Below are 23,260 nucleotides of genomic sequence, written 5' to 3'. Positions count from 1 at the left end.
GATCAGGACCGGTGAAGACGCTGACGCTGCTGCGCCACGCCAAATCGGGCTGGGACGATCCGGTGGCGCGCGATTTCGAGCGCCCGCTCAACCCGCGCGGGCGCCGCGCAGCCGCGACGATGGGGCGCCACCTGCGTGCGCTGGAGATGGCGTTCGACCGGGTGATCGCCTCCCCGGCGGTACGGGTTCAGGAAACGCTGGACGACGTCGGCCAGGGATTCGGGCGGATGACGCCGGAATGGGACCGGCGGCTGTATCTGGCATCCGCCGCCAGCCTGCTGGACGTAATCCGCGAATGCCCGGCCGATGTCGGCTCACTGCTGGTGGTCGGGCACAATCCGGGACTGGAGGATCTGGTGCTGATGCTGGTCCCCGACGAACGCGGCGGGCTGCGCGACAGCGTGGAGGAGAAATATCCCACCGCGACGCTGGCGCAGATGACCTTCGCTGTGGACGACTGGGCGGCGGTGGCGCCCGGCGGCGCCACGCTGACGCGCTTCATCCGCCCGCGCGACGTCGATCCCGAACTCGGCCCCGAAGCCTGAGCGTCAGCGCGCCGCCGCGCCGGCGCACCGCACCTGCGAATCGGCCGACGACCGCACCGTGCAGGCCGGGTTGCCGGCGACATCCACCACGCTGCCCGCCGATGCGCGGACCGTCGCCATAGAACGCGCGGCCCCGCGCACTCGCGCCGCATCGCCCGCCTGAATGACCAGCCGGTCAGCGACCAGCCCCGCCGCATCGACCGTCCCGGCCTGCGATCCGATCCCGCTCGCCGCCAGCCGCACCTCGGCCGCGCGGCCCGACAGCGACATGCTGCCCGCGCCGATCAAGGTCGCGACCAGTTGCGGCGTGTCGAGCGCGGTAACGGTCAGCGCCCCCTTCCCCGTCACCGTCAGCATGACGCGGTCGCCGCGCATCCCCGCCACGGTCACCGGCGCGTCGGCGAACAGCGCCACCGACCGGAGCCGCGGCACCGCGACCGTGACGACGCCGCGCAGCGACGTCGCCGGACGCACCGCATTGCCCGCCAGCCGGATCAGCAGCGTGCCCGCGTTGACGGTGACCTCCAGCCCATCCAGCACGCGCGGATCGTCCGCGGTCGCGCGCACGGCATTGCCCGCGCCGGTGGTGACGGTCACCGCCAGCGGGGCCTCGACCTGCAACCGCTCGGCGCTGCCCAGATGCCAGCTGCGCTCGGACGCGGACGCGGGGATCGCGCCCAGCGCCAGCACCGTCCCGGCGATCCATCGCATCGTCCGCCCGATCATCGTCGCCCCCAATGTTGTCAATGTTGAGTCGATCGCAGGGTTTGCGCAAACGAAAAGGGGCGACCCGTGCGGACCGCCCCCTGTCGTCATCGGAAAGGATGCCGGATCAGGCCGGCACCTTGTCCTTGTTGTAGATCGCCGCGGCGGTGCGCAGGATCTCCAGGATCTTCTCCTGTGCGGCCGGCTCGTCGATCTGCTCCATCGCCGCCAGTTCGCGCGCCAGGCGGCTGCACGCGCCCTCGAAGATCTGCCGCTCGGAATAGCTCTGCTCGGGCTGGTCGTCGGCGCGGAACAGGTCGCGGACCACCTCGGCGATCGACGCCAGGTCGCCCGAGTTGATCTTCGCTTCGTATTCCTGCGCGCGGCGCGACCACATGGTACGCTTCACCTTGGGCTTGCCCTTCAGCGTTTCCATCGCCTCGCGCATCGTCTTGTCCGACGACAGCTTGCGCATGCCGACCGATTCGGCCTTGTTGGTGGGAACGCGCAGCGTCATGCGCTCCTTCTCGAACCGCAGCACGTACAGCTCCAGCTGCATGCCCGCGATTTCCTGTTTCTGCAGCTCGATCACACGGCCGACACCGTGCTTGGGATAGACGACATAGTCACCGACATCGAAATGCAGAGCCTTGGCAGCCATAGGTGGCCTTTCCGGTGTTGTTGCCCGGGACGCGGCGCCGCGACACGGACCGTCGCGGGAGGGCGTCGTCAGGGACAGATAGGTTGGACGTCTCCATCGGGCGCGGGAAATGACAAAGCGCCCGTGCCGGACGTATGTAGCATCGCCGCAACAAAATTTCCAGCGCCTTTGGGACAGCACGGCTGACGCGCGGGAACCTTTCCGGTTCCGCGGCGGGACGGTGGCACCGGCAGGAGCGGCGGGCAGTGCCCGCGCGCGGCAACGATCTCAGTCGCCCGCGCCCGGCTCCGGCGAGAAATACTTGTCGTACTTGCCGTCCTCGCCCTTGTGCTCGTCGGCATCCGCGGGGGTCTGATCGGCCTTGCGGGTGACGTTGGGCCATTGCGCGGAGAAGGTGTTGTTCAGCTCCAGCCACTGTTCCAGCCCGCTTTCGGTGTCGGGCAGGATCGCCTCGGCGGGGCATTCCGGCTCGCACACGCCGCAGTCGATGCACTCGGACGGATTGATGACGAGCATGTTCTCGCCCTCATAGAAACAGTCGACCGGACACACTTCGACGCAGTCCATATATTTGCAGCGGATGCAGGCGTCGGTGACGACGTAGGTCATGGATCGGGTTCCTCTGTTCCGGCGCACGCTTTTGCGAAGCCTGACGCCTGCGTCAACGCCCCAGCATCGTGATGCGACACGTTCGCGGGCGGATCGACCACCAGATCCTGGTAACAGGCCTGCGCCTCCGGTGCCGGGCCGCGCCGGTGCGGCAGCGCCTCGACACGCAGCACGCGCACCCGCCCGGCGTGGACGAAGGTCAGGATGTTGCCGATACGGACCGGCGCGTGCGCGCGGTCGATCGCGCGTCCGTCGATGCGCAGATGGCCCGCGCACGCCATGTCCTGCGCCGCGTCGCGCGACCGCGCCAGCCGTGCGAACCACAGGAAGCGGTCGAGCCGCATCGACGCGCCGCTCACGCCGCACCGCTCACGCCGTGTCACTCACGATCGCCCCCAGTCGGCCAGCGCGGCAAAGGCATTGTCCGGCGCGGGGCGCACCGGCGCCGCCACGGCGCGCGCGCGGCCACGCCAGACGTAGCGCGGCGGGCCGTCGCCCCCCGCGGCCGGGCGGAACCCCAGTTCGGCCATCAGCCGCGCGATCGTCGCCGGCTCCAGCCCGATCGACACCGCCAGCGCGGGATCGGGGGTAAAGGGCGCGCGCGGCGAATCGCCGCCGCGCGCGTCGTGCACCGCGCGGGCGATCCGCTCGACCATGTCGATCCGCACCGCCTGTGCGGCGATCAGGCGATAGCCCATCGCCGGTACCGCCCCCGCCGCGCCGCGCGGCAGCACCGTCGCCCCCTGCGCCGGCGCCTCGGCCACGGGCGCACCCGCCGCCCGCAGCAGCGCGCGCCGCCACCGCTGCGCGCCGGGCTTGAGCAACCGCGGGTCGAACAGGTCCAGCGCGCCGATCGTCACCCCCTGCCGCCGCAGCCAGCGCCGCTGGTCGGGCGTCAGCGCCTCCACCGAGCTGCGCAGCGGCAGCCGCTCGGCAAAGCCGCCGCCCGCCTCCAGCGCGCCCGCGATGCTGCGCAGCGCAGGGCCGGCGGATTCGGCCCGCGCCGCCTGCGACAGCGCGGCAAGCGCGGGGAGCGCCGTCCCCGCCGCGCTCGCCACCCAGTCGCGCAGCCGCGCCGCGACCCGATCGCGCACGCCCGGATCGAGACAGTCGAGTGCGGGATCGAGCATTAGTTGCGGCCGCATCAGCGACGACCCGCGCGCCAGCCGCGCCACCGCCAGCCCCTGCGACAGGATCGCGCCGTCCTCGCCCAGCGCGAAGCCGTGGTCCTGCGCGGCGATCAGCGCCTCCGCGCGGCGCCGTCGTTCCCCGGCGAGCCGCTTTTCGGCGGTGGCCAGCAACAATCGCTTGTCCGCGGCATTGGCATCGGGCGCGACCAGGAAGCGAAAGCCCTCCAGCCGGCCGATCGGGTGGGTGTCGATCGTCACCTCGCCTTGCGCATCGATCTCCACGGGCAGCGCGCCCGCGCCCCCCCCGATCTTGCGCGCCAGTGCGGTCGTCCGCTTGTCGACGAAGCGCTGCGTCAGCCCGGCGTGCAGCGCATCGGACAAACGCTCCTCGATCGCCAGCGTGCGCGCCGCCCAATGCGCCGGATCGGCCAGCCAGTCGGGGCGCTGCGCGATATAGGCCCAGCTGCGGATTGCCGCGATGCGCCCCGCGATCGTCTCCACATCGCCCTCGACCCGGTCGAGCCGCGCGACCTCGTCCGCGAACCACTGGTGCGGGATATACCCCTGCGCGAGGTAGCCGAACACGCGGCCGACGAAACGCGCATGCGGATCGAGGCCCAGCTTCGCGAAATCGGGAATGCCGCACGCCGCCCACAGCCGCGCGACATTGGCGCCGCGCGCCCGGTCACGCACGCCCGCCTCCTCGGCCAGCCGCTTCAGCACCTTGACGTCGATTGCCTCGGGCGCGGCGCGCAGCCGTTCGTGGTCGGGGCGCCGCGCCAGGCTGGCGATCAGCGCGTCGAGGCTCGACAGATCCGGTTCGCCGTCACGCCAGTACAGCCAGTCGAGCCGCGGGAAGCGATGCCCCTCGATCGCGGCGACCTCCTCCGGCTCGAACGCATCCGGCCCCTCGGCGACCAGCGCGCCGAACGTCCCGTCGCGCTGATGCCGGCCCGCGCGTCCCGCGATCTGCGCCATCTCCGCCACCGTCAGCCGGCGGCGCTGATAACCGTCGAACTTGGTCAGCCCGGCGAAGGCGACATGCCCGACATCGAGGTTCAGCCCCATGCCGATCGCATCAGTGGCGACGAGATAGTCGACCTCGCCCGCCTGGAACATGGCGACCTGGGCGTTGCGGGTCCGCGGCGACAACGCCCCCATCACCACCGCCGCCCCACCGCGCAGCCGCCGCAGCATCTCGGCGGTGGCATAGACCTCCTCCGCGGAAAAGGCGACGACCGCGGACCGGCGCGGCAGCCGCGACAGCTTCTTCGCGCCGGCATAGCTGAGCGTCGAGAAGCGCGGCCGCTCGACGATCTCGACGCCGGGGATCAGCGCGCGCAGCACCGGGCGCAGCGCCTCCGACCCCAGGATCATCGTCTCCTCACGCCCGCGGGCGCGCAGCAGCCGATCGGTGAAGACGTGCCCGCGCTCACGATCGGCGCCCAGCTGCGCCTCGTCCAGCGCCACGAACGCGACGTCGCGCTGCAGCGGCATGCTCTCCGCGGTGCACAGGAACCAGCGCGCGTCGGGGGGGACGATCCGCTCCTCCCCGGTGATCAGCGCCACCCGTTCGCGCCCCTTGATCGCGACCACGCGGTCGTACACCTCGCGCGCCAGCAACCGCAGCGGGAAGCCGATCATCCCGCTGGAATGGGCGCACATCCGCTCGATCGCGAGATGCGTCTTGCCCGTGTTGGTCGGCCCCAGCACGGCGGTGACGCGCGGGCGATCGTGAAGCGTCATGACGATGGTGTACATCGGGTGTCGGCGCGCGCGATGCAATCGCTGTCGCACATCGCGCGCGATTCGGCGCGGCGCGCCCACGCTCTGGCGCAGGCGCGCGCGCCAAGTCACCGGGTTAATTTGACTTTAGCCTTTGGCGTCCACAACGCTTCCCACCTCACGCCGGGGGGTAGTCGGCGTTCGTACAAAGGGGCTGACGCGGGCGTGTTCCTACGCGAGCAACAGGGTTGGGAGTTCGCCGGCGGGGCTGGCGCGCGCGCATTCGGGCGGCAACTCGTCCCGCTCGCCGACCGCAGCCTGTACGATCGCCTGCGCATCGCCGCCGCCCATACCGATTGGACGCCGGACCTGGGGCAGCGCATCGGCAGCCGCGACTGGTGGCGCGGGCTGGCGACCTGCACCGCTTTGTGCGCGGGCGCGTGGATGCTGGCGCCCGGCTGGCACCCGATCATGGGCTATGCCGCCCCGGTGGAAACCGGCGCCGCGTTCGAGGAGACGCGCACCCAGTCGATCGCGCCGATCGCGCTGGGCGCCACCACCGGCCGCCGGATGGCCGCGGGCGCGCTGGTCCGCCCGCTCGCCGAAACCCCCGAACGCCCGCAGGTGGAACTGACCGCCGCGCTGGCCGACGGCGATACGCTGCGCAACGCGCTGCAGCGCGCCGGCGTCGGCGGTGGAGAGGCCGGGCGCGTCGCCGATCTGGTCGCCGGCGCGGTGAAGCTGGACGATATCCGCCCCGGCACCGTCCTGTCGCTGACGCTGGGACGGCGCGCGACGCGGTTCCAGCCGCGGCCGCTGGAACAACTGGCGTTCCGCGCCGCCTTCGACCTCAACCTGACGATCCGCCGCAGCGGCGACGGCCTGTCGCTCGACCGGCGGCCGATCGCGATCGACCGCACCCCGCTGCGCGTCCGCGGGATCGTCGGCCCCAGCCTGTACCGTTCGGCGCGCGCCGCGGGGGTGCCGGCGCGGATCGTCGAAGGCTATATCAAGGCGCTGGCCGCGCGCATGTCGATCGGCGACGTGCGCGCGTCCGACACGTTCGAGATCGTCGCCGACCAGGCCCGCGCCGCCACCGGCGAGGTCGAGGTGGGGCAGCTGCAATATGCCGGGCTGGACCAGGGCGGGCGCAAGCTGCAACTGGTCCGCTGGGGCGACCGCGACGGATCGGGCGGCGGTTTCCAAGACGCCAACGGCCAGTACGAACAGCGCGGCGGCATGGGCATGCCGGTCGCGGGCCGTGTCACCTCCACGTTCGGGATGCGGATGCATCCGCTGCTCGGCTTCATGCGGATGCACAAGGGGATGGATATCGGCGCCCCCTATGGCAGCCCGATCTATGCCGCGATCGACGGGGTGGTGCAGTTCGCCGGCCGGTCGGGCGGCTATGGCAATTTCGTCAAGCTCGCCCATCCCGGCGGCCTGGCCACCGGCTATGGCCATATGAGCCGGATCGCGGTGGGGCCGGGCGCGCATGTGCGCCGCGGCCAGGTGATCGGCTATGTCGGGTCGACGGGCATCTCCACCGGCCCGCACCTCCACTGGGAAGTCTGGAAGAACGGCCGGCCGGTCAACCCGCGCTCGCTGTCGCTGTCCAGCGTCCAGGTGCTATCGCGCGAGACGATGCGCGCGATGAAGGCGAAGATCGGGCGGCTGCTGGGCCGCTGACCCGGCGGAGCGGCCGGCGGGCGTCACCCCGAAAGGAGCTCAGGCTAGCGCCCCAGCCGCCAGCGCTGGATCGTCCGCGCGATGCTCTGCTCCTCGCCGCCCTGATCGCACCACAGTTCCGAGAAGACCGGGTCGGCGGATGCCGGCCGCCGCTCCTCTTCCAGCGTATCGAACGAGGCACGGATCGGGATCGACACGCCCTCGCCGCAGATGATGCATTCGCGGTTGCGCAGCGCCGGCAGCGTGTCGAGGAAGCCGCGTGCCCCCTCCGGCATCGCCGCGCGGACGAACGCCTGGTCGCGTTCGTTGTTGAGCCGCATTGCGATGATCGTGCCGCATTGCGACAGCACGCCTTCGGCCAGATCGGACGGGCGCTGCGTCACCAGCCCCAGCGCGACGCCGTATTTGCGCCCTTCCTTGGCGATCCGGCCCAGGATCCGCGACACCGAACTGACCGCCTCGCGATCGGAGGGGACGTAGCGGTGCGCCTCCTCGCATATCAGCAGCACCGGGCGGCGCGGTTCGTTGCGCGACCAGACCGCGAAGTCGAACACCATCCGGCTCAGCACCGCGACCACCACCGACGTCACCTCGCTGGGCACGCCCGACAGGTCGATGATCGAGATCGGGCGGCCATCGCCCGGCAGGCGGAAGACGCGGCTGACGAATGCCGCCATCGAATCGGCCACCAGCATACCGGCGAACATGAACGCGTAGCGCGGATCGGTCTTGATCTCGTCCAGCTTGTTCTTGATCCGCAGATAGGGCGCGACATCGCCTGCGCGGTCCATCTTGCCCATTTCCTGCTGCAGGATCTGCGACAGGTCGCTCAACAGATAGGGGACCGGCGCATCGACGGTCAGCTTGGGAATGTCCTGGCCCAGCCGGCTCTTGGCGCGCGCGGCCAGCAGGCATTTGGCCAGGATGTCCGATTCCAGCTGCCGGTCGGCGCCGCTCGACTGCAGCAGCACCTCGCAATGTTCCTCGAAGTTCATGAGCCAGTACGGCATCTGCAGGTTCGACACGTCGAGCAGTTCGCCGCGCCCGCGGAATGCCGCGCCATATTCGCCATGCGGGTCGATCATGACGATGTGCGCCTGTGGCGCGCTTTCGCACAAACGGTGCAGGATCAGCGCCGCGGCGGTCGATTTGCCGGTGCCGGTCGAACCGAGCAGCGCGAAATGCTTGCCGAGCAGCGAATCGACGAACAGCGATGCGCGGACGTCGCGCGTGGGATAGACGCGGCCGATCGTGATCGCGGGCTTGCCGGTGACCGCATAGACCTGCCGCAGGTCTTCCTCGGTCATCGGATAGGCTTCGTCCCCCGGCATCGGATAGCGGGTCACCCCGCGCCGGAATCCGCGCAGACCGTCGCCACCGGTATCGACCTGCGCCTCGCCCATGAAATCGATCTGCGCGACGATCCGGTCGGTGCGGTCGTTCGAAAGGCCGAGCGAGCGGACGCTGGCGACCAGCCAGCGATCGTCGACGCGCACCTTCACCTGCCCGCCCATCTGTCCCGCCGCGGCGACGATCGGGTCGGCATGGCGCGCCAGCGGCGCGAGCGCCGCCACGTCGAACACCAACTGGCTGCCCGCGCCGTCGACGCCGGACACGTAGCCGATCGGTTCGGCGGTCGGCGCACAGGCGCCGAAAGCGGCCTGGATCGCACTATGGAAGCTGCCGGTGGCGGACAGGTCGTTCAAGCGGGCTTCTCGCACGATGGCCGATGATCGCGCGATGGTTACCGGGAAACGGTTAACGTAGCGTGCAACGGGTCACGTCCGCGCGGCGATCCGCCCCGCCCCCCAGCCCAGCAGCACCGACAGCGCCACCGCGAACAGTCCGTAGAGGATCGCGTGACGATCCGCCGCCTGCGCCACGAACCGTTCGAACCCGGATTTGCGGATGTCGATATCGCGCACCGCCGCCGCCAGCACGCGCCCGTCGCGGATCAGGAAGGTTTCCGCGGTGAACCGTCCGACGGGGACGCGCGCGGGGATCGACACGCGCGCGCGGTACAGGACGCCGTCGGTGATCTCCACCGCGCCCGGCGCCTCGTAGAACAGCCCTGCGCGGCGACGCAGGTCGACCAGCCCGCGCGTGAACCGGTCCTGCACCGCGGACGGTGCGGCCGAGGCGGGGGACAGCTGGAGGCCGTCGAGGCCCAGTTCGTAGATCGCGCGGGTACGCGCATCGACCAGCCGATCGAGCGGGCGGGACGAGGCGACCGCGTAGAAGGACGGCGCCGAACGATAGCGCAGCCGGCCGGCGTTGACCCAGATGCCGGCGACCTTCTCCTTCTCACGGATGACGATCGACTGGGTCGGCCCCTTCACCACGATCACGACGTCGGTCGGCGCATTGCCCTCGGGCGAGCGTCCGCCGGGGTAGAGGATCGCGCCGAACAGCAGCAGTTCGGCGCCGGTGAAGCTGTAGGCGATGTCGATGTTGCGCTGGGACACGTCGGGGACCAGCACCGGCTTGGCCTGCGCGGTCAGCAGCGGTGCCGCCAGCGCCAGAGCCAGCGCGCCGCGCCTCACGACAGCTCCACCGAATAGATGTCGTCGGGCCGCCACCCCAGCCCCAGCCCGATGCGGAACGCCACCGCCAGCACCATCAGCGCGAGCGCGAGGCGCAGGTATTCGGGCTTCGCGCGTGCCGCGAATCGTGCGCCGACCTGCGCGCCGACCACCGATCCGACCAGCAGCAGACCGGCCAGCACGATGTCCACCGCCTTGGTGGTGGTGGCGTGAACCATCGTGGCCGCGGCGGTGACGAACAGGATCTGGAACAGGCTGGTCCCCACCACGACCTGCGTCGACATGCCCAGCAGGAAGATCATCGCAGGCACCAGCACGAAGCCGCCGCCCACCCCCAGCAGGATCGTCAGGATGCCGGTCGCGAAGCCCAGCAGCAGCGGCGCGAGCGGCGAGATGTACAGGCCCGAGGCATAGAAGCGCATCCGGAACGGCAGCGCCGCGACCAGCGGGTGATGCCGCCGGCGGCGCGGCGGCGGGGCGCGGCGCCCGCGCGCCACCGCGATCGCCCCCACCGCCTCGCGCAGCATCAGCAGGCCGATCGTGCCGAGCAGCAGGACGTAGGTGATCGCGATCGTCGTATCGATCTGCCCCCATTGCTGGAGCAGCCGGAACAGCCAGGCCCCAAACAGCGACCCCAGCACGCCGCCGGCCACCAGCACGCCGCCCATCACGGTATCCACCCCGCCGCGGCGGAAATGCGCGAACACGCCGGACACGCTGGCGCCGGTCACCTGCGACGCGGCGGAGGCGGCCGCGACGGTCGGCGGGATGCCATAGACGATCAGCAGCGGCGTCGTCAGAAACCCGCCGCCCACGCCGAACATGCCCGACAACAGCCCGACGCCGGCCCCGAGCGCGATCATCACCCAGGCGTTCACCGACAGGTTCGCGATCGGCAGGTAGATGTCCATCGTACGTCCGTCGCTAGCGAATTCGCGGCCGCCGCGCCATCAGAAGTCGGTGCCGATCGACAGCGCGGGGCCGGAGACCGGGCGCGCATCCCCCGCGATCCGTTGCCGCCAGTCGAGCGACACGCGCAGCGCACGGTCACCCAGCGGCAGGGTGATCGCGGCGGAGGGACCGATGTCCAGCCGCGCGGCACCGCGCTGCGCCGCCCCCCACGCACCGAGTCCCAGATCGACCGCCATGCCGCCGCCCAGGTCGGCCACCGGGCGCGCGACGCGCAGGGCGCCGTCGGCATAGCCTTCCCCGCCGCCCCGCGCGATCACCCCGGCCTGCCCATAGCCGTCGAGGCGGAAACCCAGCGGCAGCGGCCGATCGCTGACCCCGCCGACCAGCCCCAGCGCGAAGCCGCCGGTGGTGCGCGCGATGCCGATGCGGCGTTCGGCGACCAGCCGCAGCGGGCTGCCGCGCGGGCGCCATTCCACGCCGATCGCCGCTTCCTGCTGGCGGGTGGACAAGGCGCCGGCGACACGCCCGGCGATCGCCAGCGCGCCGCGATCGTCGAGGGCATAGGCGATCCGCGCACCCGACTGGCTGCCCCCCAGTTGCGGCGTCGCGACGCCGGCCAGCTGTCGCCCGCCCCGCACGACCGCCCACACGCTCGCCGACCAGCGCCCCGGCCCGGCGGGCGGCGGCTCGGCATTGCCGTAACGGACCAGCCCGAGCATCGCGAGCGTATAGGCGTCAGCGCGTGTCCGGGCGTCGGGGGCGGACGGAGCCGAAGCCGGAGCTGGCAGGGGCATGTCGTACCGATCCGATATCCGCCGCGACGCCGGGCTGGCCGGATGGCCGCGCACGGGCATTCCCGGCATCGCGGGCCTGATCGACCACAGCGGCAGCGGGGCGCCCGCAATCGCCAACGTGCCGCGCATCACCGGCCGGTCCGCGATGACCAGGGCCGCAGGTCCGGGTGGGGCGCCCGCCTCCCCCCGCTCGGCGACCACCGGCGTGGCGGGCCAGACGAACCAGATGCGCATCGCCACCCAGCCGCCCAGCACCATCGCCAGGAACCGCAGTGGCCGTCCGCCGCGCCTCACGCGCGATCCGGCAGGGTGGCGGGGAAGCGATGCGCGGTCTTGTCCCACCGCGGCGGGCCGCCCCACAACAGCCGCCAATATTGGGCGAGCGCCCGGCGCGCGGCCATCATCGCTATCATGTTCGCCACCACCACCCGCGGGATGGCGCCGATCCCTTCGCGCCAGCCATGGTCCACCGCGGTCAGCCGCATCCGCATCGACAACCGCCACGCCAGCAGCCCGGCATTGACGATCAGCAGCACGCGCAGCCCGGCCCCGGCGACCGGCGCCGCATCGCCGCGCCAGCCATGCGCCGCCAGCGACAAGGCCTCCCCCGCCAGCGCGCCATAGGCGGCCAGCAGGACCAGCGCCGCCAGCACGCCGCGCCGATCACGCATCCGCATCCACAGTTCGGCCGGGCGCCGCTGCGGCCCCCAGCCGATCCGGTCCCAGCCGGCCAGCGCGATCCCGGTCAGCCATCGCGCCTTCTGCCGCACGGCAGCGTCGACGCTGTCGGGAAAATAGGCGCGCGTCGCCACCAGCGGCCCGCCCGCGCGCTCCCGCCAGCGCGCGAAACAGGCGCCCAGCCCCATCGCCCCGACGCGTAGCCCCAGTTCGTAATCCTCGGTCAGGCTCTGCGCCTCGAACGGGGCGCCGTCACGCGCGGCGGCAAGCCGCTCCAGCGCGTCGCGGCGGATCGCGCAGCCCACGCCGGCAAGCGGCAGCGCCGCACCCAGCGCCGCGCGCGCCGGCAGGTCGCGGGAATGGGCGCCTGCGAATTCGTCGGCATAATGGCCCGACACCAGACGCGTGCGCGGGTCGATCAGCGGCACGACCGGGACCTGCACCAGTGCGGCGGTGCGCAGGTGATGGTCGAAGACGCGCAATTCGGCGGGATGGACGACATCCTCGGCATCGTGGAGGACGATCGCATCGGTACGCCGCCCGTCCGCCGCATCATGCACGACCAGCGCATGCCACAGGCTGTTGAGGCAATCAGCCTTGGTGGTCGGACCGGGCACGGGATTGAGCACCAGCCGCACCCGCGCGTCCTGCGCGGCGACCGCCCGCACCGCCGCGATGGTCGCGCCATCGTTGGGATAGCAGCCGACGCACAGCGCATAATCGGGGTGATCGTAGCGGGCGAGCGCGGCGCGCAGCATCGCGCCGATGACGCGCGCCTCGTCCCACGCGGGGATGAACACCGCCAGCCGCTTCGGCGGCGCGGACGGCAGGCCGGCGAGCAGCGGGTCGGCGCGGCGATGCCGGCGCCACACGATGTCCACCGCCAGATCGTCCAGCCCGCCGATCAGGATCATCACGCCCGCGAACAGCGCGACCTCCCCCAGCGCCGCGTCGAGCAGCGCCAGGGCCGCACCCGCCATGTCCGTCATGATCCCCCCGTGCAGCCCCCTTGCACGACGATCATCCTGACGTGGGTGTGGCCGATCCGCAACGCCTTTCGGCCAAGGTGACGACGGCGCGCCGACGCGCGAACCAAAGTCCGAACGGGGCGTTAAGCGCCCCGGTCCCTTTCCCCCTTTCGGGACCGGTGCCGACCCCAAGCCGGTACCGGCCGCGTCGTCGCGTCTCGGCGGCGCGGCCGAACCGTGCGGGACTTACCAGTAGAAGCCGCGGATCACGTCCAGCACGACGCCCCGGCGGTAGTCGACCAGCAGCGCATCGTCATAGTGCCGCACCCAGCGCGCCGTGCGCGGGGCGGCGGGCAGGCGATACCGCCACGGATCGGCGATGACGTAGCGCGTGCCGTAATAGGCCGGGGCGATCCGCACGCCCGGGCGGAACGTCTGGTAGCGGAACGGCGCGCGCCAGTTGCCGCGGGCATAGAGCGGGCGGTTGGCATCGTGCCAGCGGCGCCAGTCGTCGCGTCGCCAGTCGCGCTGCCATTCGCGTCGATCGCGCAGATCCTCGCGATATTCACGCCGTGCATCGCGCAGGTCGCCGCGCTGCTCGCGCACGTCGCGCCAGTCGCCACGGGCATAGGCGCGGTCCAGCTGGCGCTGTTCGCGGTGGATTTCCTGCCGGTCGCGGTACAGTTCGGCGCGCGACTGGGCGAAGGCCGCGCCGGGCACCAGGGTCGCGGCGATCAGCGCCGCGGTCATCAGCTTACGCATCACATACCTCCGTTCACGACGATGGCGTGTCGATGCCACCGTTGCAGGAGGGCTACACCGCGCCGGCTGAACCGCGCGGGAATGGTCGCGTCAGCGAAACGACAGCTTCGCGGCGCCGATGCCGGATCAGTTCGGCCCGGTCGGCCCGCGTCCGCTCGGCCCGCCGGCACCCGCACCCGGCGCACCGACCGTGCCGATGTTGCCGAACAGATCCTGGAAGAAGCCGCGCTTGCGGCCCAGCGTCGGCGTCGTCTTGCTGTCGGGCTTGATCGCGGCGACCTGATCCATCCCGGACTTGCGCACCGCGGTGACGTTGCCGGCCTGGTCGAAGCTGATCTGCAGCGTCAGCTGATCCTTGGGCTTGGGTGGGTTGAACGCCAGGTTGCGGCTGTCGCGCGCGATATAATACCAGTCGCCCTGGTTGAACTGCGCCGCGAAGCTGGGCGTGCCCAGCGTCGCCAGCACCGACTGGCGGTTGTCCACGCCCGGCTGGATCGCGTTCACCAGATCGGCATCGACGATATAGCCCTGGTGCGAGCGGAGCGGGGTGCAACCCGCGGCGGCGACGCCGGCGAGAAGCGTCAGGACGAGAAGGGGGCGCATCGATACTCCGCTCAACAGGCGATCGGCCGCCAATGTCCGGTCCGGGGCACATGGACTTTGCGGCCGTCCGCCTCAATATGCCGCCCGAACCGGCGAGACAAGCGCGCCGCGATACGGGATGGACGCATTTGGGTTGGTGGCAACGAATAACCGGCGGGCGCGGCGACCAGCAGGCGGCGCTGCCGCTGTACGATGCGGTGGTCGCGCGCGCGCGCCAGCCGCACTGGTACCTGGCCGGGCACGTCCCCGACACGCTGGACGGGCGGTTCGACATGGTCGCGGCGGTGCTGTCGATGGTCCTGCTGCGGCTGGAGGCGGAGGAGCCGGCCGGCGCCACGCCGACCGCGCAGCTGACCGAACGCTTCATCGAGGACATGGACGCGCAGGTCCGCCAGATCGGCTTCGGCGACATGGTGGTGGGCAAACATGTCGGGCGGATGATGGGGATGCTGGGCGGCCGGCTGGGCGCGTATCGCGACGGGCTGGCGGGCGCGGGCGACATGGATGCGGCGCTGGTGCGCAACCTGTACCGCGGCGAAGCGCCGCCCGCCGATGCGGTGGCGCATGTGCGTGACGGGCTGGCGGCGCTGCGCCGCGCGCTGGACGAGGTGTCGATCGACGCGATGATGCGGGGGGAACTGCCGTGACGCCGGAATTTTCGCGGATCGAGCGGCTCGACACGATCGGCGGCGACGAGCGGGTGGTGTCGATCGCCGCCGACGAGGGCGAGCGCGCGGCGCTGGCGGCGCGATTCGGGCTGGTGGCGGTCGAGCGGCTGGAGGCGCGGCTGGCGATCCGGCGCGGCGCCAACGGCATCGACGTGCGCGGCACCGTCACGGCGGCAGTGGTGCAGGCCTGTTCGGTGACCGGCGATCCGTTGCCGGCGACGGTCGACGAGCCGGTCGCGCTGCGCTTCGTCGAGGCGGCCGCGGACGAGATCGAGCTGGACGAGGTCGAACTGGAGGGAGACGCGCTCGACGTCGTCGAGATCGAGGGCGGGGGAATCGACCTGGGCGAAGCGGCGGCGGAGACGATGGCGCTGGCGCTCGATCCCTTTCCGCGCAGCCCGCGCGCCGCCACGGTGCTGAAGGAAGCGGGCGTCGTCAGCGAGGAGGAGGCCGGACCGTTCGGCGCGCTGGCCGGGCTGAAGGCGAAGCTGGCCGGCGAGGACCGCGGCTAGATCAGCGCCAGGTCGCTGAGCCGGCCGATCAGCGCGGGGGGCATCGCGGCGAGGCTGTCGCTCGCTTCCCCGCCCAGGTCGCCGGGGGCGTCCGCCGCCTCCAGATAGCGCCAGCCCTGATGCGCGCGCTTCGGGCGGGAGTGGACCAGCCGCAGCGCCGGGTCGATGTGGATCGCGACGCGCCCGCCGTCGGCCTCTCCGAAGCCGAGGATCGGCGAGCGGGCGACCAGCGTGTGCTTGATGATCCAGAACAGCGAGCCTTGCCCGGCGATCTCCTCGTGCCGCTTGGGCAGGTAGCGGGTGGTCAGGAACACCGGGCCGTCGGCGGCGCGCGCGGCGAGCCGCTGGCCCAACAGGTCGACACTGGCCGCGCCGAACGCGACTTTGGTGAGGTGAAGCGGCATCGTCGCGCCGATGTGGGTCAGCCCCCCAGCCCCCACAAGGTCGCCAGCCCGAGGAACGACAGGAAGCCCATGACGTCGGTGATCGTCGTGACGAACACCGCCGAGGACACCGCCGGATCGACGTTCGCCTTGTCCAGCGCGACCGGCACGATCACCCCGACCAGCCCGGCGACGACGCTGTTGATCATCATCGCCAGCGCGAACACCACCGACAGCCCGCCATGACCGAGCAGCACGTAGCTGCCCGTCGCCCCCACCGCGGCGAGCGCGATGCCGTTGCAGATCGCGACGCGGAACTCCCGCAGCAGCATCCGCAGCGTGTTCGAACTGGTCAGCTGATTCGTCGCCAGCGCGCGGACCATCACCGCCAGCGTCTGCGTGCCCGCATTGCCGCCCAGCGCCGAGACGATCGGCATCAGCGCGGCGAGCAGCGCGAAGCGCGCTATCTCGCCCTGGAACAACCCGACCACCGAGGCGGACAGGATCGTCGCGCCCAGATTGACGATCAGCCAGGCGACGCGCGTGCGCACCGTCACCGCGATCGGTTCGTTGATGTCGCCGTCGCCCGCACCGGCGAGGCGCAGCGTATCCTCGCCCGCTTCCTCCTGGATGATGTGGACGATGTCGTCGACGGTGATCATGCCGACCAGCCGCCCCGCGGCATCGGTGACCGCGGCGGAGATCAGCGCATATTTCTGAAAGCGCAGCGCGACCTCTTCCTGGTCCATGTCGACCGGGATCAGCGTCTGTTCGCGCTTCATCACGTCGCCGACCGGGATGCTGCGGGGCGTTCGCAGGATCCACGACAGCGCGCAGGTGCCGATCGGGCGATGCCCGGGATCGACGACGAAGATCTCCCAGAAATCGGTCGTCAGTTCCTCGTCGCCGCGCAGATAGTCGAGGACGTCGCCGACCGTCCAATGTTCGGGCACCGCGACCAGATCGCGCTGCATCAGGCGCCCGGCGGATTCCTCGGGATAGGACAGCGCCTCCTCGATCGCGGCGCGATCGTCCGGCTCCATCGCGCGCAGGACCTCGCGCTGGTCCTCCGGCTCCATGTCCTCGATGATCGCGACCGCGTCGTCGGTATCGAGTTCGCTGGCGATGTCCGCGACCTGCCGCGCGTCGAGCGCGTCGATCAGATCCTCGCGGACGTAATCGTTCATCTCCGCGAACACGTCGGCATCGACGAGGTCGGCGATCGCGGCGGCCAGATCCTTGCGGCGGTCCTCGGGCGTCAGTTCGAACAGGTCGGCGATGTCGGCGGGATGGAGCGGCTCCACCAGCGCGCGCGCGGCCTCGGCATCGCCGTCCTCGACAGCGTCGAGCACCGCGGTGACGAATTCGGGCTTCAGCCGGTCATCCTCGTCCAGCCGGGTGTCGTCGGCCGGGTCCAGCGTATCGGGAAGATCGGTGTCGTTCATGGTCCGCCTCCCGGAACGTTAACGGCGCCGCCCCTAGCGCGGCGGTTGCGCATTTGCCAGCCGCGCCCGGCATCACTACGTGCGCGCCCAAGCAAACGGAAGGATTCCCCATGGCCGATACCTATTCGACGCTGACGATGACGCTGGACGGCGGCGACGTCACGATCAAGCTGCGCCCCGACCTGGCGCCCAACCACGTCCAGCGGATCGCCGAGCTGGCGAACGAGGGCTTCTATGACGGCGTGCCGTTCCACCGCGTCATCCCCGGCTTCATGGCGCAGGGCGGCGACGGCGGGAACCACAACGGCACCGGCGGTTCGTCCAAGCCCAACCTGAAGCAGGAATTCAACAAGGAACCGCATGTGCGCGGCGTCTGCTCGATGGCGCGCACGATGGACCCTAACAGCGCCAATTCGCAGTTCTTCATCTGCTTCGACGACGCGCGCTTCCTGGACGGCCAGTATACCGTGTGGGGCGAAGTGACCGAGGGCATGGAGCTGATCGACGCGCTGCCCAAGGGCGAGCCGCCCGCGAACCCGGGCAAGATCGTCACGATGAAGGCCCAGTAAGGCGGATAGCGCAGTGAGGCGCACCGGCGGGGCGGGATCGCGATCCGTGCCCCGCCGGTGGCCCGAATGTTGCGAATGTTGAGGCCCCGGACGTGTTTCGCGCGCGTCGGTGGCGCATTGGCGGCGCGTGAGCGGGGCGCGGGCGTGGCGCGATCCGGGCGGGGGCAGTGCGTCATCCTGCCGGGCAGGCTGCGCGATGTTGGCGCGTGTAGGACAGGTGTGGCGGGACGCTTCGCGGAACGCGCTCCCCGCGCCGCTCTCGACCCTTCACCCCGGACCCTTCGGCTTCGCTAAGGAGAGCCTCGTTCCGGGGTCCATGGCGCCGCAAGAGCAGCGGCTGGTGCGTTCGTGGAAACATGGATGCCGGAACAAGTCCGGCATGACGGTCAGGAGCGGGGAAACGCCCCCTCAATCCTCGCGCAGGGTGCGGATCAGCCAGTCGCGGAACAGCCGCACCGGCTTGGTCTGCAGCGCGCGCGGGCGGCAGGCGAACCAGTAGCTGTACGGGCTGGTCACCTGGAAATCGAACAGCGTCACCAGCCGCGAATCGTTGGCGTCGTGGAAATGGCTTTCGTGCATGAACGCCACGCCCAGCCCCTGCGCCGCGGCCTCCAGCATCAGCGCGCCCGAATCGAAATAGTCGATCGCCGCCGGCTCGATCGCGGTCAGCCCGGCGGCGTGGCGCCAGGCGACGAACGTGTCGATCATCTCGCGGTGGAGCAGAACGGTATGGCGCGCCAGCTGTTCGGGGGCGACCAGCGGGTCCGGCCCCTCCACCAGCCGTCGCGCCGCGATCGGATAGACCATGTTGCGGTCGAGCCGTTCGGCATGGAGCGTGGGGTCGATATCGCGCGCCAGCACGATCACCGCGTCCAGCCCCTCCCCCAGCCGCGCGATCGCATTGCTGCCGGTGTCGATATCCAGATGCAGTTCGGGGTGCGCGGCGCGCAGGTCGCCGAGCCGCGGGAACAGCCGCTGCGAGGCGTAGAGCGGCAGCACGCCGAGCCGGAGGCGCAGCACCTCCGTCCCGCTGGTCATCGATTCGATCGCGTCCGACAGCCCGTCGAGCGCCGGGGCGATCGCGGACAGCAGCCGGTCGCCATCGGCATTGGGCACCATCGCCTGGTGCCGGCGATCGAACAACGGGCGCGCCAGGAAGCGTTCGAGCGTCTGGATCCGGCGGCTGAGCGCGGGCGGAGAGAGCGCCAGTTCCTGCGCCGCGGCCTTGATCGAGCCAAGCCGCGCCACCGCCACGAAGGCCTCGATCGCGGTGAGGGGCGGGAGGCGGCGCATCGATCATCAACCTGCGTTTTGTGCGCCGCATCATGCAAGCGAAACGTTATCATGCCGGCGCGATGACGATCTGATTGCACTTTATGCAATCGTGCGCAACGATTTTCGCATTTGCACATGCCGATGCTGCGCTGCACATAGGGCGGGCCTTTCAGGCATCCTCTCCTATAAAACTTTCATGGGCCGGCCCTTCGGGGCTGGCCCTTTTTTCGTTTCGCGGTGTGGCCAACCGCGCGCCGCGCCCTCGCAATCGGGAACCCGGCGCCTATCTCCTGCGCTCGATCTTTCCCCCGGGCCGCCGGGGCCCTGCGCACGAAAGGAACCCCATGGCCGACGCCGACGAACGCACGATCAGGCTGCAGGTCGCCAATGCCCGGCCCGAGGACAGCGGGCGCGGGATCGCGCACCTGCCGCGGTCGGTGATGGCGGCGCTGGGCGTGGGCGACGGCGATGTCGTGGAGATCGTCGGCAAGAAGACGACGCCGGCGCGCGCGGTCGGCCCCTATGCCGAGGACGAGGGGCTGGAGCTGCTGCGCATCGACGGGTTGCAGCGCGCCAACGCCGGGGTCGGCTCGGGCGATTTCGTCGAGGTGCGGCGCGTGGAGAGCAAGGCGGCGACGCGCGTCGTCTTCGCCCCCGCGCAGCAGAACCTGCGGTTGCAGGGATCGACCAACGCGCTGAAGCGCACCTTCTTCGGCCGGCCGCTGTGCGCGGGCGACGTGGTGGCGACCGCCGGGCACCAGCGCGTGCAGAACATGCCGCCGGGGATGGAGCGGTTCGTCAACGCGCCCGCCTATGCCCTGCAGGAAATCCGCCTGACGGTGGTGTCGGCCAGCCCCAAGGGCGTCGTCCATATCGACGAGCATACCGACGTCGAGCTGCGCCCCGAATATGAGGAACCGGATGCCGCGCGGCGCGCCGACGTCACCTATGACGACATCGGCGGGATGGCGACGACGATCGACCAGCTGCGCGAGATGGTGGAACTGCCGCTGCGCTACCCCGAATTGTTCGAGCGGCTGGGCGTGGAGCCGCCCAAGGGCGTGTTGCTGCACGGCCCGCCCGGCACCGGCAAGACGCGGCTGGCGCGCGCGGTGGCGAACGAATCGGACGCGCAATTCTTCCTCATCAACGGGCCGGAGATCATGGGATCGGCCTATGGCGAGAGCGAGCAGCGGCTGCGGCAGGTGTTCGAGGAAGCGACCAAGGCCGCGCCGTCGATCGTGTTCATCGACGAGATCGATTCGATCGCGCCCAAGCGCGGGCAGGTATCGGGCGAGGCCGAGAAGCGGCTGGTCGCGCAGCTGCTGACGCTGATGGACGGGCTGGAGGCGCGCGCGAACCTGGTGGTGATCGCCGCGACCAACCGGCCGGAGGCGATCGACGAGGCGCTGCGCCGGCCGGGCCGGTTCGACCGCGAGATCGTGGTCGGCGTGCCCGACGAGCGCGGGCGGCGCGAGATCCTGGGCATCCACACGCGCGGCATGCCGCTGGGCGACCGGGTGGACCTGGACGAACTGGCGCGCACGACCTTCGGCTTCGTGGGCGCGGACCTGTCGGCGCTGACGCGCGAGGCGGCGATCGAGACGGTGCGGCGGATGATGCCGCGGCTGAACCTGGAGGACCGCACGATCCCGGCAGAGGTGCTGGAGACGCTGGCGGTCACGCGCGAGGATTTCATGGAGGCGCTCAAGCGCGTCCAGCCCAGCGCGATGCGCGAGGTGATGGTGCAGGCGCCGACGACGCAGTGGAGCGACGTCGGCGGGCTGGACGATGCGCAGATGCGGCTGAAGGAAGGCGTCGAACTGCCGCTGAAGGACCCCGATGCGTTCCGCCGGCTGGGTATCCGCCCGGCCAAGGGCTTCCTGCTGTACGGGCCGCCGGGCACGGGCAAGACGCTGCTGGCAAAGGCGGTGGCGCGCGAGGCGCAGGCCAATTTCATCGCCACCAAGTCGAGCGACCTGTTGTCCAAATGGTATGGCGAAAGCGAGCAGCAGATCAGCCGGTTGTTCGCGCGCGCACGGCAGGTGGCGCCGACGGTGATCTTCATCGACGAGCTCGATTCGCTGGTGCCCGCACGCGGCGGCGGGCTGGGCGAGCCGCAGGTGACCGAGCGGGTGGTCAACACCATCCTGGCGGAGATGGACGGGCTGGAGGAATTGCAGTCGGTCGTCGTGATCGGCGCGACCAACCGGCCCAATCTGGTCGACCCGGCGCTGCTGCGCCCCGGGCGGTTCGACGAGCTGATCTATGTCGGCGTGCCGAGCGCGGAGGGGCGGCGGCGCATCCTGTCGATCCAGACGCAGAAGATGCCGCTGGCCGACGACGTCGACCTCGACGCGATCGCCGCGCGGGCGGAGCGGTTCACCGGCGCGGACCTGGAGGATGTGGTGCGGCGCGCCGGGCTGATCGCGCTGCGCGAATCGCTGGAGACGCGCGCGGTGCGGCACGAGCATTTCGAGCGCGCGCTGGCCGAGAGCCGCGCCAGCGTGACGCCCGAGGTGGAGCGCGAATACGAGCAGATGGCCGCGCGGCTGAAGCAGGAGGCGAACGCGATCCAGCCGATCGGGTTCATCGCGCCGGGGCAGCTGTCGCCGCGCGGTCCGAAGGGGAGCGACTGACCGCTACGGCGCCGCCGACTATACCACCGGATCGTCGTAGGCGGCGACCGCGGGGGCCGCGTCGCGCAGCGCGGCCCAGCACCAGACGAACAGCAACAGGCACGCCAGCCCCGCCGCCAGATACGGCAGCGGGTGCCACCATTCGTACAGCCCGACGCCGATCGACGGGCCGAGGACGAAGCTGGCGCCGTTGATGCTGGTCACCTTGCCCGCGACCGACCCCTGCGCCTCCGGCCCGACCGCCAGGCTGGACCCGGCGGTAAAGCCGGGGCGGGTGAAGCCGAACCCCAGGCTGGCGAGCGCATAGGCGGTGGCGATGCCGTACAGCGACGGCGCGATCCCGGTCAGCGCGGTGCCCGCCGCCGCCAGCACCAGCCCGACCAGCACCAGCGCGCGCGGTTTCAGGTTCAGCAGCGGGATCAGCCCCCATTGCGCCAGCAGCGCCGCGCCCGCGCCCATCATCAGCACGATGCCGGTCGATTCCAGCGCCATGCGCGGCGGCAGGCCCAGCCGGTCGATCACCAGGAAGCCGATCGCCTGGCCGGTCATCGCCTGCGCATGGCCCATCACCAGCCCGGCGGCCATCCAGGTGCGGATGCGCGGATCGAGATAGCCGACGCGCGTTCCCGGCGGCGCGATTGCGGCCTGGACGCTCGCGCCCGACGACTGGCCGCCGATCGACGGATAGCCGCTGGCCGCGCCATGCGCCTCCGCCGTCAGCCCGCGATCGTCGGGCAGGATCCGCCGCACCGTCAGGAAGATGACGAGGCCGAAGGCGGCGAAGACGAAGGCGGGGCCGGCCAGCCCGACCTCCACCGTGCCGACATGCCCCAGCAGCAGGTACGGCGCGATCGCCGGCCCCAGGATCGTCCCCAGCCCGAACGCGGACGCCAGCAGCGTCAGCGCGCGCGTCCGCTCCTCACGCGTGGTATTGCCCGCGACCAGCGCCTGCACCGCGGGCGGCGCGGCGGACCCGAAGGTGCCGTAGATCAGCCGACCGGCGATGAAGAGCAGGAAGGCGGTGGTCCCGCCGATCCAGCCGTTGATCCCCGCCGCCAGGAACAAGCCGCACAACAGCAGGCTGACGCAGAACCCGCCCAGCCCGAGCAGGATCATCAGCCGCCGCCCGTGCCGGTCCGACCGGTTGGCCCAAAAGGGCGCGGCGAGCACCCACAGCAGCGCCGACACCGAAAAGGCCGCCGCCACCGCCGAATCCTTGACGCCCAGCGAGCGCCCCAGCGCAGGGAGCACCGATTGCAGCGCGGTATTGCCCGCCGCGATCGTCAGCATGACGAGGAACATCAGCCCGAAGGTGGATTCGACCTGGCGCCGCATCGGCCTTCCCCTCCCTCCATCTGTCCCGTTCGTCGTATCGCCACCCCGATTAGGCGCTTGGGAGCCGCGCGCAACCCCGCTATGGCAACCGGGTCGCTTGCAGCGCGTTC

Annotated in this window: 22 protein-coding genes; 6 read left to right on the top strand and 16 right to left on the bottom strand. The window is 71.1% G+C overall.

The features are described 5' to 3' along the window. Nucleotides 1–11: 11 nt before the first annotated feature. On the top strand, nucleotides 12–545 hold the full coding sequence (locus COA07_RS12850) for a SixA phosphatase family protein (RefSeq protein WP_066712931.1): 534 nt from the start codon (nucleotides 12–14) through the stop codon (nucleotides 543–545). Between the two features lie 3 nt (nucleotides 546–548). Here COA07_RS12850 and COA07_RS12845 read toward each other — a convergent pair whose 3' ends face one another. The 5 genes from COA07_RS12845 to COA07_RS12825 form a co-directional block, all read right to left on the bottom strand. After that, nucleotides 549–1,256, bottom strand: coding sequence for a GIN domain-containing protein (locus COA07_RS12845; protein ID WP_169803584.1), 708 nt, complete (start codon nucleotides 1,254–1,256; stop codon nucleotides 549–551). 121 nt (nucleotides 1,257–1,377) lie between these two features. Beyond that, on the bottom strand, nucleotides 1,378–1,911 hold the full coding sequence (locus COA07_RS12840; RefSeq protein ID WP_066491301.1) for a CarD family transcriptional regulator: 534 nt from the start codon (nucleotides 1,909–1,911) through the stop codon (nucleotides 1,378–1,380). A gap of 267 nt (nucleotides 1,912–2,178) precedes the next feature. Beyond that, nucleotides 2,179–2,520, bottom strand: a complete 342-nt coding sequence (gene fdxA, locus COA07_RS12835) for a ferredoxin FdxA (protein WP_066712919.1) — start codon at nucleotides 2,518–2,520, stop codon at nucleotides 2,179–2,181. After that, entirely contained in the window at nucleotides 2,517–2,864 is a 348-nt protein-coding gene (locus COA07_RS12830; RefSeq protein WP_096641198.1) for an RNA-binding S4 domain-containing protein, read from the bottom strand. The genes fdxA and COA07_RS12830 overlap by 4 nt, the downstream gene beginning before the upstream one ends. Before the next feature lie 39 nt (nucleotides 2,865–2,903). After that, a complete protein-coding gene (locus COA07_RS12825; protein ID WP_096641196.1) occupies nucleotides 2,904–5,396 on the bottom strand; it encodes a DEAD/DEAH box helicase in 2,493 nt (830 codons plus the stop codon). A gap of 204 nt (nucleotides 5,397–5,600) precedes the next feature. Between COA07_RS12825 and COA07_RS12820 the strand changes: the two genes are divergently transcribed. Next, entirely contained in the window at nucleotides 5,601–7,064 is a 1,464-nt protein-coding gene (locus COA07_RS12820; RefSeq protein WP_066711862.1) for a M23 family metallopeptidase, read from the top strand. Between the two features lie 44 nt (nucleotides 7,065–7,108). Here COA07_RS12820 and COA07_RS12815 read toward each other — a convergent pair whose 3' ends face one another. The 7 genes from COA07_RS12815 to COA07_RS12785 all read right to left on the bottom strand — a co-directional run bounded on the left by COA07_RS12815 (nucleotide 7,109) and on the right by COA07_RS12785 (nucleotide 14,324). Continuing rightward, nucleotides 7,109–8,770 carry an ATP-binding protein gene (locus COA07_RS12815; protein ID WP_083956945.1) on the bottom strand — a complete coding sequence of 554 codons (1,662 nt, stop codon included), beginning with the start codon at nucleotides 8,768–8,770 and terminating at the stop codon, nucleotides 7,109–7,111. Nucleotides 8,771–8,842: 72 nt separating this feature from the next. Further along, nucleotides 8,843–9,607 carry a TIGR02186 family protein gene (locus COA07_RS12810; RefSeq protein WP_066711863.1) on the bottom strand — a complete coding sequence of 255 codons (765 nt, stop codon included), beginning with the start codon at nucleotides 9,605–9,607 and terminating at the stop codon, nucleotides 8,843–8,845. Beyond that, complete coding sequence (locus tag COA07_RS12805; RefSeq protein WP_066489408.1) at nucleotides 9,604–10,518, bottom strand: sulfite exporter TauE/SafE family protein; 915 nt, start codon at nucleotides 10,516–10,518, stop codon at nucleotides 9,604–9,606. The genes COA07_RS12810 and COA07_RS12805 overlap by 4 nt, the downstream gene beginning before the upstream one ends. Before the next feature lie 39 nt (nucleotides 10,519–10,557). Beyond that, complete coding sequence (locus tag COA07_RS12800) at nucleotides 10,558–11,607, bottom strand: hypothetical protein (protein WP_141396537.1); 1,050 nt, start codon at nucleotides 11,605–11,607, stop codon at nucleotides 10,558–10,560. Then, nucleotides 11,604–12,971 (bottom strand): glycosyl transferase family protein, encoded by a 1,368-nt coding sequence (locus COA07_RS12795; protein WP_096641194.1) that lies wholly within the window; start codon nucleotides 12,969–12,971, stop codon nucleotides 11,604–11,606. Before COA07_RS12795 ends, COA07_RS12800 begins: the two co-directional genes overlap by 4 nt. A 234-nt stretch (nucleotides 12,972–13,205) precedes the next feature. Further along, the gene (locus COA07_RS12790; protein WP_066712148.1) at nucleotides 13,206–13,721 is read right to left on the bottom strand and encodes an RcnB family protein; all 516 of its coding nucleotides are present in this window, start codon (nucleotides 13,719–13,721) and stop codon (nucleotides 13,206–13,208) included. Nucleotides 13,722–13,847: 126 nt separating this feature from the next. After that, nucleotides 13,848–14,324, bottom strand: a complete 477-nt coding sequence (locus tag COA07_RS12785) for an outer membrane protein assembly factor BamE (RefSeq protein WP_083956966.1) — start codon at nucleotides 14,322–14,324, stop codon at nucleotides 13,848–13,850. Between the two features lie 128 nt (nucleotides 14,325–14,452). Between COA07_RS12785 and COA07_RS12780 the strand changes: the two genes are divergently transcribed. Then, a complete protein-coding gene (locus COA07_RS12780) occupies nucleotides 14,453–14,971 on the top strand; it encodes a ubiquinol-cytochrome C chaperone family protein (protein WP_245842149.1) in 519 nt (172 codons plus the stop codon). Then, the gene (locus tag COA07_RS12775) at nucleotides 14,968–15,504 is read left to right on the top strand and encodes a YceD family protein (RefSeq protein WP_066712152.1); all 537 of its coding nucleotides are present in this window, start codon (nucleotides 14,968–14,970) and stop codon (nucleotides 15,502–15,504) included. Before COA07_RS12780 ends, COA07_RS12775 begins: the two co-directional genes overlap by 4 nt. Here COA07_RS12775 and COA07_RS12770 read toward each other — a convergent pair. Continuing rightward, entirely contained in the window at nucleotides 15,501–15,908 is a 408-nt protein-coding gene (locus COA07_RS12770) for a DUF1489 family protein (protein ID WP_066712161.1), read from the bottom strand. The two genes, COA07_RS12775 and COA07_RS12770, sit on opposite strands and share 4 nt — an antisense overlap. Nucleotides 15,909–15,925: 17 nt before the next feature. Continuing rightward, on the bottom strand, nucleotides 15,926–17,332 hold the full coding sequence (gene mgtE, locus COA07_RS12765) for a magnesium transporter (RefSeq protein WP_066712156.1): 1,407 nt from the start codon (nucleotides 17,330–17,332) through the stop codon (nucleotides 15,926–15,928). Between the two features lie 110 nt (nucleotides 17,333–17,442). Between mgtE and COA07_RS12760 the strand changes: the two genes are divergently transcribed. Further along, complete coding sequence (locus COA07_RS12760) at nucleotides 17,443–17,901, top strand: peptidylprolyl isomerase (RefSeq protein WP_066489421.1); 459 nt, start codon at nucleotides 17,443–17,445, stop codon at nucleotides 17,899–17,901. 408 nt (nucleotides 17,902–18,309) lie between these two features. Here COA07_RS12760 and COA07_RS12755 read toward each other — a convergent pair whose 3' ends face one another. Next, entirely contained in the window at nucleotides 18,310–19,194 is an 885-nt protein-coding gene (locus COA07_RS12755; protein WP_066709594.1) for a LysR substrate-binding domain-containing protein, read from the bottom strand. Nucleotides 19,195–19,520: 326 nt separating this feature from the next. On the opposite strand from COA07_RS12755, the gene COA07_RS12750 reads away from it, so the two are divergent. Then, the gene (locus COA07_RS12750) at nucleotides 19,521–21,815 is read left to right on the top strand and encodes a CDC48 family AAA ATPase (protein WP_066709596.1); all 2,295 of its coding nucleotides are present in this window, start codon (nucleotides 19,521–19,523) and stop codon (nucleotides 21,813–21,815) included. Nucleotides 21,816–21,833: 18 nt separating this feature from the next. Here the strand turns inward: COA07_RS12750 and COA07_RS12745 are convergent, their stop codons facing one another. Next, a complete protein-coding gene (locus COA07_RS12745) occupies nucleotides 21,834–23,150 on the bottom strand; it encodes an MFS transporter (protein WP_066709599.1) in 1,317 nt (438 codons plus the stop codon). Nucleotides 23,151–23,260: the final 110 nt, after the last annotated feature.

It is taken from the genome of Sphingomonas adhaesiva, from assembly GCF_002374855.1.
Classification (GTDB): Bacteria; Pseudomonadota; Alphaproteobacteria; order Sphingomonadales; family Sphingomonadaceae; genus Sphingomonas; species Sphingomonas adhaesiva.
Note: the sequence above shows the minus strand (reverse complement) of the source record. Positions and strands in the feature narration are given on the sequence as shown.